The 12,363-nt window shown below is 68.2% G+C and carries 8 protein-coding genes; 4 read left to right on the forward strand and 4 right to left on the reverse strand.

Features of this window, described 5'->3' with window-relative positions; genetic code table 11:
* Positions 1-32 precede the first annotated feature (32 nt).
* A complete protein-coding gene (locus AB0F51_RS02180) occupies positions 33-878 on the forward strand; it encodes an SMP-30/gluconolactonase/LRE family protein (RefSeq protein WP_360272699.1) in 846 nt (281 codons plus the stop codon).
* Positions 879-950: 72 nt separating this feature from the next.
* Entirely contained in the window at positions 951-4,574 is a 3,624-nt protein-coding gene (locus tag AB0F51_RS02185; protein ID WP_360272702.1) for an error-prone DNA polymerase, read from the forward strand.
* A 658-nt stretch (positions 4,575-5,232) separates the two neighbouring features.
* Here the strand turns inward: AB0F51_RS02185 and AB0F51_RS02190 are convergent.
* A complete protein-coding gene (locus AB0F51_RS02190; RefSeq protein ID WP_360272705.1) occupies positions 5,233-5,760 on the reverse strand; it encodes a hypothetical protein in 528 nt (175 codons plus the stop codon).
* Positions 5,761-6,517: 757 nt separating this feature from the next.
* Between AB0F51_RS02190 and AB0F51_RS02195 the strand changes: the two genes are divergently transcribed.
* Entirely contained in the window at positions 6,518-7,129 is a 612-nt protein-coding gene (locus tag AB0F51_RS02195) for an acyltransferase (RefSeq protein ID WP_360272707.1), read from the forward strand.
* 303 nt (positions 7,130-7,432) lie between these two features.
* Here the strand turns inward: AB0F51_RS02195 and AB0F51_RS02200 are convergent, their stop codons facing one another.
* The 3 genes from AB0F51_RS02200 to AB0F51_RS02210 form a co-directional block, all read right to left on the reverse strand.
* Positions 7,433-8,413, reverse strand: a complete 981-nt coding sequence (locus AB0F51_RS02200) for a hypothetical protein (protein ID WP_360272710.1) — start codon at positions 8,411-8,413, stop codon at positions 7,433-7,435.
* 415 nt (positions 8,414-8,828) lie between these two features.
* On the reverse strand, positions 8,829-9,770 hold the full coding sequence (locus AB0F51_RS02205; protein ID WP_360272713.1) for an aminoglycoside phosphotransferase family protein: 942 nt from the start codon (positions 9,768-9,770) through the stop codon (positions 8,829-8,831).
* A 255-nt stretch (positions 9,771-10,025) separates the two neighbouring features.
* On the reverse strand, positions 10,026-10,922 hold the full coding sequence (locus tag AB0F51_RS02210) for a DMT family transporter (RefSeq protein ID WP_360272715.1): 897 nt from the start codon (positions 10,920-10,922) through the stop codon (positions 10,026-10,028).
* On the opposite strand from AB0F51_RS02210, the gene AB0F51_RS02215 reads away from it, so the two are divergent.
* Entirely contained in the window at positions 10,921-12,363 is a 1,443-nt protein-coding gene (locus AB0F51_RS02215; RefSeq protein ID WP_360272718.1) for a PLP-dependent aminotransferase family protein, read from the forward strand. The genes AB0F51_RS02210 and AB0F51_RS02215 overlap by 2 nt on opposite strands.

The raw sequence follows: 12,363 nt of genomic DNA on the forward strand, positions 1-12,363 counted from the left end.
CGGCCGATGAAACCCGAATGAGAGGTGGCGTGATGACTGAACCGACAATCCTGCTGAGTGGCCTGGGGATTCCGGAGTCGCCCCGATGGCATGACGGCCGGTTGTGGTTCTGCAACTGGATCGACCAGCAGATCGTCGCCGTCGACCCGGACGGTACGCCGGAGTACAGGCCCGCGCCGGTCGAGCGGTTGATGGGCTGGTCGATCGACTGGCTGCCCGACGGTCGGTTACTGACGACCGGCGACAAGCTGCGGCGGCACGAGCCCGACGGGTCGGTGGTCGTCCACGCTGGCCAGGGCGGCAACGAGATCGTCGTCGACGGGCGCGGCAACACCTACGTCAACGGCGCGGACTTCGACTTCGCCGGCGGCGAGGCGCCCAAACCCGGCTACATCAAGCTCGTCAGGCCGGACGGCACGGTCAGCCAGGTTGCGGACGACATCCAGTTCCCCAACGGCATGGTGATCACGCCCGACGACCGGACGCTGATCATCTCGGAGTCGTTCGCCGGCCGGCTCACCGCGTTCGACATCGGCCCGGACGGTGAGCTGTCCAACCGGCGGGTGTTCGCCGAAGGGCTCGGGCCCGACGGCATCTGCCTCGATGCCGAAGGCGCGGTCTGGGTCTCGGCCGCCGACTCGTCGATCGTCCGCGTCGCCGAGGGCGGCGAGGTCCTGCAGCGGGTCGAACTGACCGAAAGCCAGGCTTCGTTCGCTCTCGCGCTCGGCGGCCCCGACCGGCGAACCCTGTTCATCCTGACCGCCGAGTGGCGCTCGGCCGACAGCATCGCCGACAACCTCGACCGACTGACCAATGGGCCTCGTACCGGAGCGGTCCTTACGCTTCCGGTCTCCGTCCCCGGCGTTGGACGGCCATAGGGATTCCCGATTTGACTCTTTCGAACAGATGTTCGAACATCGGAGTATGACGTCAGGTGCCGGAGTTCTCTGATGGGGTGGGACAACCCCCCGATTCCGTGGTCGGAGTTGGAGCGGAAGTTGTCGGACCGGTCACGGCCGCCCGGGCTCGCTGACGAGCTGCTCGAGGCCGACGGGGGAGACGGACCCGCCTGGTCGCGGCACCGGCCGCCGTACGATCCGGATCCGGCGGACAAGCCGCGCCCCCCGGAAGGCCCGGTGGTGCCGTACGCCGAGTTGCACTGCCACTCGTACTACAGCTTTCTCGACGGTGCGTCCTCGCCGGAGCACCTGGTGGAGGAGGCGGTCCGGCTCGGGCTGAACGGGCTCGCGCTGACCGATCACGACGGGTTCTACGGCGTGGTCCGGATGGCCGAGGCCGCGGAGGAGTACGCCGAGCTGCAGACCGTGTTCGGCGCCGAACTGTCGCTGGAGCTGACCAAACCGCAGAACGGGATGGCCGACCCCGAGGGCAGTCATCTGCTGGTGCTGGCCGAGCGCCAGGAGGGGTATCACCGGCTGGCCGGCGCGATCACCGAGGCGCAGTTGCGAGGGAAGGAGAAGGGCCGCCCGATCTATGACCTGGAGGAGCTTGCGGCCATCGGTGGGGACAGCTGGCTGATCCTCACCGGCTGCCGCAAGGGCCTGGTACGCCGGGCGCTCGAGCTGGGCGGTCAAGCGGAGGGGCCGGCCGCCGCGATGCGGGAGCTGGATCGGTTGACCGCGTTGTTCGGCAAGGACCGGGTGGTGGTCGAGCTGATCGACCACCAGTTGCCGACCGACAGCACGCGCAACACGATCCTCGCCCGGCTCGCGGCCGACGCCGGCCTGCCGGTGATCGCCACCAACAACGTGCACTACGCCCAACCCCGGCGGCACAAGCTCGCCGCCGCGATCGCCGCCGTCCGTGCCAGGCGCAGCCTCGACGCGATGGACGGCTGGCTGCCACCGGCCGGCACGGCTCACCTGCGATCAGGGGAGGAGATGCTCGCCAGATTCCACCGGTACGACGGTGCCGTCGCGCGCACCGTCGAGTTGGCTGATCAATTGGCGTTCAGCCTGCGCGCGGCCAAGCCGAACCTGCCGCATCAAGAGGTGCCACCGGGATTCACCCCGATGGAGTGGCTGAAGAAGCTGTGCCGCGACGGTGTGAAGAAGCGCTACGCGGACAAGCCCTGGCTGCGCGAGGAGGCCGCCGCGAGGGTCGAGCGCGAGCTGACGGTGATCGAGACCCTGAAGTTCCCCGGCTACTTCCTGATCGTGCGCGACATCGTCAAGTTCGCCCAGCGCAAGGGGATTCTCTACCAGGGCCGTGGTTCGGCGGCGAACTCCGTGGTCTGCTACGCGTTGGAGATCACGGCGATCGACCCGGTCTTCTACAACCTGCCCTTCGAGCGCTTCCTGTCCGCGGCGCGCGAGGAGGAGCCCGATATCGACGTCGACTTCGACTCCGACCGGCGCGAGGAGGTGATCCAGTACGTCTACGGCAAGTACGGCCGGCGCAACGCGGCCCAGGTGGCGAACGTGATCACCTACCGCCCGAAGCTCGCAGTACGGGACATGGCCAAGGCCCTCGGGTTCAGTACCGGGCAGCAGGACGCATGGTCCAAACAGGTGGACGCCTGGGGCGCGGTGCGCAGCAGCGTCGACCACGACATCCCACCGCCGGTGGTGGCGCTGGCCGAGGACCTGCTGAAGTTTCCACGGCATCTCGGTATCCACTCCGGTGGCATGGTGCTGACCGACATCCCGGTCGGGCACGTCGTACCGGTCGAGCACGCCCGGATGGAGAACCGGACCGTGCTGCAGTGGGACAAGGACGACTGCGCCTGGATGGGGCTGGTGAAGTTCGACCTGCTCGGGCTCGGCATGCTCGCCGCGCTGCAGTACGCGATGGACCTGGTCCGCAAGCATCTCGGCGAGGACTGGACCCTGGACACGATCCCGAAGGAGGAGAAGGGCGTCTACGACCAGCTCTGCAAGGCGGACTCGGTCGGGGTGTTCCAGGTGGAGAGTCGGGCGCAGATGAGCACGCTGCCGCGGTTGCGGCCGCGCAGCTTCTACGACCTGGCGATCGAGGTGGCGCTGATCAGACCTGGGCCGATCCAGGGTGGCGCGGTGCATCCGTTCATCCGCCGCAAGCTGCGGGAGGAGCCGGTCACCTACCTGCATCCCAAGCTGGAGTCCGTCCTGGAGCGCACCCTGGGCGTGCCGCTGTTCCAGGAGCAGCTGATGCAGATCGCGATGACGGTCGGCGGTTGTACCGGTGAGGACGCCGACCTGCTCAGGCGCGCGATGGGTTCCAAGCGGGGCGTGGAGAAGATCTCGTCCCTGCGCACCAAGCTGTACGAGGGGATGGCGTCGAACGGCATCACCGGCGAGACCGCCGACCAGATCTACGAAAAGATCGAAGCCTTCGCGAACTTCGGCTTCGCCGAGTCCCACTCGATCAGCTTCGCCCTGCTCGTCTACGCCAGCACCTGGCTCCGCCTCCACTACCCAGCAGCCTTCCTCGCCGCCCTCCTCCGAGCCCAGCCCATGGGCTTCTACTCCCCCCAATCCCTGGTAGCCGACGCCCGCCGCCACGGCGTAGAAGTCCTCCGCCCAGACATCCAAACCTCCCACACCCACCCCACCCTCGAACCCACCCCCGCTCCCACCCCAGGCGATACGTCCGGTCCCGGCGCCAACCTCGGTGGCGCTCCCGCCACCGGTGACACCGCCACGCCTGCCGCTCGCGCGGCTTCTACTCCAGACCCCGATCACACCGACGCCACCGATCCAGCCCTCGCATCAGGCGCCCCGCCCGCCGCCGGGGATTCTTCTGCTCTTGTTGGGGATTCGTGGGTGGTTGCTACTGGTAGTGATTCTTGTTTGGAGAAGAAGCAGCCGGAGGTGGGGGAGTTCGATCCGGAGGTGCCGTTCGATCCGGATGTGCATCGGCGGGACGGGCGGTTGGTGGTGCGGCTGGGGCTGGCTGGGGTGAAGTCGGTCGGAGTACCGGCGGCGACCACGATCGTGGAGGAACGGGAGAAGAACGGGCCGTACGCCGACATGGCGGATCTGGTGCGACGGACCGGGCTGACCGCAGTACAGGTGGAGGCTTTGGCGACTGCGGGGGCGTTCGACTCGTTCGGGTTGTCGCGGCGGCAGGCGTTGTGGAACGCGGGACGTGCCGCCGAGGAGCGGCCCGGGCACCTGTCCGGAGTGAGCAGCTCCGGTCCGCCGCCGATGCTGCCCGGGATGACCGGGATGGAGACGACGATGGCCGATCTGTGGGCCACCGGCATCTCACCCGACGACCACCCGATCCGCCATGTCCGCGCCGCCCTCGACGAGCGCGGCATCCTGCGGGCGAACCAGCTGTCCACCGCCGAGGACGGCAGCCGCGTGTACGTCGGCGGCGTGGTGACCCACCGCCAACGCCCAGCCACCGCGGCCGGCGTCACCTTCCTCAACCTGGAGGACGAAACCGGCATGATCAACGTCGTCTGCTCCAGCGGCGTCTGGAACCGCTACCGCCGCACCGCCCGCGAGTCCAGCGCCATGATCATCCGCGGCCGCCTAGAACGCTCCACCGGCGTCACCAACCTAGTAGCCGACAAACTAGAACGCCTCCCCCTAGCCGCCAAAACCACCTCCCGAGACTTCCGCTGACACCCACGCCCAACGCCACGAGGCCGAGGGTCCACGCGGAGCTCCCGAACCCTGGCGGCAAAGGCCACAAATGCGGTCCACCGCAACGTCATCGGCGGCGCGAAGCCTGCCCCAACGTCGACCTCGGCGCGAAGCCTGCCCACGTCGACCGGCGGCGCGAAGCCTCACCCACGTCGACCGGCGGCGCAAAGCCTGGCCCACGTCAACCAGTGGCGTGAAGCTTGGTTCCACGTTGGTCCGCCCCGCCTGCTCGCCATCGCGACCGAGCCAAGGCCCGACCCGACGAGGTCGCACAGGACGAGGCCGACCGCCCGCCCACTGGCCGTCGTAGATGTTCACCCGCACCCAGGCGGCCTGCCGTCGTCGCCGTCCCCCCAGGCGCCGTCTCGGGAGCCGCTGGCTCCCGAGAAGTGCAGTACGTCAACGGCTGAGCTTCTGCGGTTGTCCGCGCAGCGCCGGCGTCAGGTGCGTCGGCCGTGTGACGGTGCTGCCTGTCCGCGAGTGGTCCAGTGCGATCGTCTGGTTGCCATCGTGGCCGACGGCAACCGAACTGGACGGCACCGCAGCAGCGGCCGGTACTGCGGGTCGTCTGCCGGCGGGTGTGGTTGTCGAGCCTATCCACAACCTGCTGTCGGAGTTGAGGATCAGGCGAAGGGGATTAGCTGATGGAGGCGAGGACGATTACCAGGAGCATTGCGGCGAAAATTACCCCGATCAGGCCGAAGAGTGCGCCGATGCCGTTTCGTTTTACCTTGCTGTGGCCGATGCTTCCGGCTGATGCGAACTGGTGCCACGGCGACGCGTAGAACACCGGCACCACTTGGTTCGGCTGCACCGTGCAGTCGAGCATTGCCTTGCCGTAGACACGCATCCACTGCGAGTAGATGCCGATGCGCAGCGGTCCGGAAGGTACCGGGATCTCGTTCCGCCCGTACCTGACCGGCACTGGGTAGCCGTTCAGGTGCACCGTCGGCACGAGCATGTTGCTCGTCAGCGTGCTGCCCTGGATGGTCAGGTGCAACATCCCCATCGGAGCCGGCGGCTGGTACGGGGGCGGGTACTGCTGCGGCTGCGACTGCGACTGCGGCTGGGGATGCGGCGGCTGCGGCTGCGGGTACTGCTGCGGGTGCGGCTGGGCCTGCGGGTGTGGGTGCGGCGGGAACTGCGGCGGCTGCGGCTGGCTCATGCCGCCCAACGATAGAGCGCGTCAGGAACGCAGGCAGGTCGGGTCCTGCCAAGCGCTCCAGCGGGTTGGAGATGCGGTACGCGTCGCACGACTGGCTGAAGGCGATGGTGACGTCGAAGACAGTGTTGGCTGGTACGAAGACGTCACCGGACGGTGTCCAGCTTGCTGGAGCAGCGTGTTCGCGCAGCAAGTTCTGGGTTGTGGGCGGATCGCGGACGGCGAGCGTGCTGGCGAGGAGGGGGCGGCCGGTGTGGGAGGGGCGGGGCGTGGACGGTGAGTGTGCTGGCGATGAGGGGGCGGCCGGTGTCGGAGGGGGACGGTGAGCGTGCTGGCGAGGAGGGGGCGGCCGGTGTGGGAGGGGCGGGGCGTGGACGGTGAGCGTGCTGGCGATGAGGGGCAACGCGACCTGGATGGAGGCGGGCGAGGGCGGGGCGCGGGCGGTGAGCGTGCTGGGGACGAGGGGGCCGGGTGGTGCGGAGGGGGTGAGCCGTGGACGGTGATCGGGGTGGCGAGGAGGGGGTGATCAGTGCGGGAGGGCGGGTCGCGAGGGGGCGGGCTTCGAATCGGCGACTGGGTCAGCGTGGTTTGTCGAGGTCGAAGAACTGGGGAAGCCGTTCGGGTGGGGGCGGGTCGCCGGGGTAGGTCTCGTGGCGGGAGTGGGGCTCGGGGCTGGGGGGTTGGGGTGGGAGTGGGGCTCGGGGTGGGGGTTGGGGTGGGAGGGGGCCGGGTGGGGGTGGTTGGTGCGTAGCCTGGGGGTGTGGATGGGGTTTGGGGGCAGGTCAGGTTGTGGGGGCAGAAGTGGTGGTGGTATCAGCGGAATTCGTTGCCGTGGAATCGGACTCGGATTGATTGGCAGCTGATGCGGCGGGAGTCGTTTGCTCGGTGGCCGTTGCATGGGAACGTTCTTGAGGCGTTGGAGGACGGCCGGCTCGAGGTCGGGGCGAACACGATGTTCGAGCCGGATGTGTGGATCACGATCGGGGACGAGGGGCGGGTGCGGATCGGCCAGGGGACGTTTTTGAACATTGCGGTGATGGTTGCCGCTGTTGATTCGGTCGAGATCGGTTCGCACTGCATGCTCGCCAACGGTTGCTTCGTGACGGATGCCAACCATCGGTTCGACGATCCCGATCGGCCCGTTCCGTGGCAGGGCTTCGATTCCAAGGGACCGACCCGGATCGGCGACAACGTCTGGCTCGGCGCGAATGTCGTCGTCACCAGCGGCGTGACCATCGGCGAGCGGTGCGTCATCGGCGCCAACAGTGTTGTCACGCAAGACATCCCTCCGTACTCCGTGGCGGCAGGCGCCCCAGCCAAAGTCCTCCGCACCATCACCTACCCAACCACCCGCACCCCCTCATCCGGCTGACCCTGCCCACTCGCACGCCCTCGTCCGGCTGACCTTGCCCCATCCGCGTGCGCCCTCGTGTGGCTGACCTCGCCTACCCGCACGCCCTTGTCCGGCTGACCTCGCCTACCCGCACGCCCTTGTCCGGCTGACCTCGCCTACCCGCACGCCCTTGTCCGGCTGACCTCGCCCACCTGTACATCCTCGTCCGGCTTACCTTGCCCACCCGCACGAGGGCGTGCGGCTTGCTTTGCCCACCCGTACGCCGTCGTGCGGCTGACCCTGCCCGCCCCGCTACACCTTCGTCCGGGGAGCCTGGGCGTGCTACTTGGTGTAGGCGGCGTAGGGGGTGTAGTGGTTGGGGGTGATGGTGATGCCTGCTGTCCAGAGTTTGGTGGGGGCGGTGGCTACGGTTGTCAGGACGCCTTCGGTGGTGGTTGGGCTGCCGGCGTCGACGAAGGATGAGCCGCGTAGTCGCAGTACTAGGGGCTTGGCTTTGATGATGTCGCCGTCGGTTTCGACGCGTTCGCCTACTGCGATCGGGCGGTTGTTGCGTAGGGCAACGTCGTGGAGCTGGGCCGGCCCGGCTGGTGTGGGCACTCGTTTCCAGGACGTTCCGTTGTAGTGCAGGATCATCGGGAGTTCGCCGGTGGTTCCGCCCCTGTGGTGTACGCCGACTGCCCAGATGTCTTTCGGTCCCGCGGCCGCCAGTGCGGTCGGGATGTGGGAACCGTCGCTCGGTACGTCGTCCACCAGCTTCCAGCTCTTGCCGTCGTAGTGAGCCATGCCGGCGTTGAGGCCGAGCCATGCGTCGTTCGGGGCGATGACTGTCAGGGCGTTGCCGTTGATGGACTGTTCCAGACCGCTGGTCAGCGGGTGCCACTTGCGGCCGGCGTACCGGTAGACGACTGCGTGTTCCGATCCGTTGACGTCGGCCCAGCCGGTCATCCACGGGGTGCCGTCGGGTGCGATCGTGATGTCGTCGAACGAGCCGGTTGGTACGGGCGGCGCGGGTACGACGCGCCACGCGGATCCGTTCCAGTGCATGACGAGTGGTTTTGGTCTGGCGGGGTCGGTGCGATCCTCGCCGACTGCCCAGACGTCGGCGGGTCCGGCGATCGCGACGCTCTCCAGCGTTGAGTCGATACGCATCGGCTGCGGAGTCGCAACCCACCGGCCGCCCTTCCACCGAAGGGCGAACGGGCGCTGCTCCTGGAACTCGTCGTCCACCAGATCGCCCCCGACCGCCCAGGTCGCGGCGGGATGAGCAGCCAGATCGTTAAGAAACGCCGGTCCCCGCCGCACCGGAGTCTCCGTCCACTCAAACGCCCCCGCACCCACCCGCCCCACCCCGACACCAGCCGCCCCAGCAGCAGTCGCTACGGCAACTGTCGAGTCGGCAAGGGCCGCTTTGGCGCCCGTCGCTCCGGCGACTGTGGGGTCGGCAAGAGCTGGCCCGGCACTCGTTGCCCCGGCAGCAGTCAGGCCCGCGTCAGTCGTCTCGGCAAGAGTCGCTCCGGCATCTGTTGAGCCAGTACCCGTCGAGTCGGTAAAGCCGCCCCGGCGCCCGTCGTACCAGCGACAGTTGAGGTTGCGATTGTTAACGCCAGTACTGAACTCAGCGCGGCGAGCCGCCGGCCGGTTACTCCAGTTTGCTGCCTCACGGGGTTGCCTCCAGTCCGGTTCCGAGCACAAGGTCTGGTCAACCAGGTAGACGCTGTTACAGGGGGCTCGGTTCGGTGAGGAGGGTTGCCAGGTGGTCGGCGAGGTTGATGTAGTGGGGGAGGTCTGGACCTGAGCGTGCTCGTCGGAAACCGTGGCGGCGGCCCCAGAATGCGGTTTGAACGGCGTGTAGTTGGGACCATCGGTGGACGCGTTCGCGGTCGAGTTCGGCGGCTTCGGTGAAGATGTCGAGGAAGCGGAAGACGGCCTTTGCGGGATCGGAGGAGGTCGCCGCGAGAGTCAGCGCGCGGGTCTTGAGGAGAGTGCCGGCGTCGTACGCCGGGTCGCCGGTGCAGCCCTTGGGGTCGATGGCCAGCCAGGGTTCGCGATCGGCGCGGAGGATGTTTCGGCCGTGCAGATCACCGTGGACGAGTAGCTTCGGCTGGGCACGTCCGAGGTCGCGGATCGTCTCCCTGGCAGCGTCCACCACGCGGCGCGACATCCCGTGCGGTAGCTCATCCGCATCTCTCAGAAGCCGTTCGTCCCACTCGTCGGCTTGGTCCTGGAGCCTGGGCAGTTCCGGCGGTCCGGCGATCGCCAGCCGCTTGATGAGTCGACCGGCGACGCGAGCGATCTCGTCCTCGTCGGCGATCGTCGCCAGCGTCGTCGAGTGAGCCCGTTCGAGCACCATCGCGTACTGCGCATAGTCCCGCTCATGCAGTACGACGGCACCGCATCCGCGCCAAGCCGCAAACGCGTCCGGCTCATAGTCGTTGCCGGGATGAGGAAAAGACACCTTCAGTACTGCGTCTCCGAGGTCCGGCCGGCGGACCCGGACAACAACCCCGACGCCGCCGTACATCAGGTCACCGTGTGGCACGCAGTCCCAGCGCTCAAGCAGTTCAGCCACCAGCTTGGGTAGCTGGGTGAGCCACCTTGTGCCGTTGTCTCCCTCGCGGGCGATCGTGGATCGGGCGAATGCCTGCGGGACAAACTTCATCGGGGCAAGGTATGCGGCGAGGGGGTCGTGCCGACGCCGGGCTCGGGCTGCGGCGAGAAGGCGGTGCCGGCGCTGGGTGTGGGGTGCGGGGTGGGGTGATCGGGGTGCTTGGGCGCGGGTGCGGGGTGGGGTGATCGGGGTGCTTGGGGGCGGGTGCGGGGTGGGGTGACCGGGGCGCTTAGGCGCGGGTGCGGGGTGGGGTGATCGGGGTGCTTGGGCGCGGGTGCGGGGTGCGGGGTGCGGTGACTGGGGGGCTTAGGCGCGGGTGCGTTGGGTTGTGGCTATGCAGGTTAGGACTAGTAGGGCGGTGATGATGGCTAGTGGGGGGAGGTGTTCGCCCATGAGGAGTACTGCCCAGAGGAGGGTGATCAACGGTTGGGCTAGTTGGAGTTGGCTGGCTTTGGGGACGCCTATGAGGGCCATGCCGCGGTACCAGGCTACGAAGGCGCCGAATTGGGAGATGAGCGCGATGTAGGTCATGCCGGTCAGTGCCTTGGTGGTCAGGTGGGTTGGTTCGTGGGGGAGTGCCAGGGCGGTGACGACGGCTGAGACTGGCAGGGCCGCGACTACTCCCCAGGCGATCACCTGCCAGCCGGGGAGGTGTGACGCGAGGCGGCCGCCCTGGGCGTACCCGGCGGCGCAGACCAGCAAAGCGCTGAAGAGGTAGGCGTCGCCGACCGTCGGAAGCCCGCGGCTTTGCGTGAGGGTAAAGGCGCCTACCGCGAGGGCGCCGAGACAGGCGGCCGTCCAGAAGGTGCGGGAGGGGCGGCGGCCGGTCAGTACCGATGAGATGACTGCTGTGGCCAACGGCAGGATGCCGATGACTACCGCCGAGTGGGCGGTCGTCGAGGTCTGTAGCGCGAGTGTTGTCAGCAGCGGGAAGCCGATCACGCAGCCGCCCGCCACTGTGAGCAGGCCCGGCCAATCAGCCCGGGCAGGGACAGGCACTCGGGCCGCAGCCAGACAGATCGCCGCAAGCAAGCCAGCCACCAGCGCCCGTACGCCCGTCGCCGTCCACGGCCCGAAGCCGTCCAGTGCCCAGACGGTGGCCGGGAAGCTCAGCGAGAAGGCGACGACTCCGAATGCCGCGAGAAGCGTCCCGGTGCGCACCGATATCGCGATCGGGAGAGTAGCGCTATCTTGTGAGGTCATGAACAACAGTAGCAGTGTGGCTCGTCTGGTCGCGGCCTTGCGCGATGAGCTGGACCGCTACTCCGAAGGCGAGAAGATCCCGTCCAGCCGGGCTCTCGTGACGCAGTACCAGGTCAGTCCGGTGACGGTCTCGCGGGCGATCGCCTCGCTGGTTGCCGAAGGGCTCGTCAGCTCCCAGCCGGGCGCTGGAGTCTTCAAAGCGGCCGTACGCCGAAGAGCCGCACCGGGAGACCTGTCTTGGCAAGAGGTCGCCCTCAGCGCCGACCCGCCGCATGCCGCGCTGGACGTCGGTCCTCGTACTGCGGACGCTGCCGGCGTGCTCGCCACCCTCACCTCCCCGCCACCCGAGGTCATCGACCTCAATGGCGGCTACCTCCACGTCGTACTCCAACCAGAGCGCGCACTGGCCGCGGCGCTCGCCAGAGCCGGTCGCAGGCCGGGCACCTGGTCGCGGCCGCCGGTGGAGGGAGTCACTGAGCTGCGGGAGTGGTTCGCTCGCGATATCGGCGGACTGTCCGGCTCACTCGACGCCTCCGACGTACTGATCACCAGTGGAGCCCAGAGCGCGCTAACCACCTCACTGCGAGCACTGGCCGTGCCAGGCTCGCCAGTACTGGTCGAGTCGCCCACCTACCCAGGCATGCTCGCTGTAGCCCGCGCGGCCGGCTTGCGGCCTGTCCCGGTGCCGGTAGATGCCGACGGCGTACGTACGGACCTGCTGGCTGACGCCTTCGAGGCCACGAGGGCTCGGGTCTTCGTCTGTCAGCCTCTCTTCCACAACCCCACGACGACGGTTCTCTCGCCGCAGCGGCGCGGTGAGGTGGTTGAGATCGCCCGAGCCGCAGGAGCCTTCGTCATCGAAGACGACTTCGCCCGCAGGCTGGTGCACAGCGATTCCCCGCCACTCCAGCCGGCGATGGCAGCAGACGACCCCGATGGCGTAGTGGTGCACGTCCGGTCGCTGACCAAGGCTGCGTCGCCCAGTCTGCGCGTCGGAGCCCTGACCGCGCGCGGCCCGGCGTACGAGAGGTTGCGGGCGGTTCAAGCCGTCGACAGCCTGTTCGTACCAAGGCCGTTGCAGGAGACAGCGTTGGAGCTGGTCGGCTCTCCGGCCTGGACCCGGCACCTCCGCGTGCTCGCTGATGCGCTACGCGATCGCCGGCTCGTCCTGCTCAAGGCACTGGCCAACACGGAACTAGTACCGGCCAACCAACCCAGAGGTGGCTATCACGTCTGGCTGCGCCTGCCAGATGGCTCCAACGACCGCGCCATCGCCGCCGCGGCACTGCGTCGCGGCGTAGCAATCACAGCAGGCACTCCCTATTTCACGGCCGAACCACCCGCCCCACACCTCCGACTGAGCTACGTATGCACGACAAGCTCCGCCCAGCTGGAGGAGGGCGTCCAACGCCTCCAGGGAGCACTCGCCGATGTCCAGTAG

The organism is Kribbella sp. NPDC023855, from assembly GCF_040639475.1.
In the GTDB taxonomy this organism is placed as follows: Bacteria; Actinomycetota; Actinomycetes; order Propionibacteriales; family Kribbellaceae; genus Kribbella.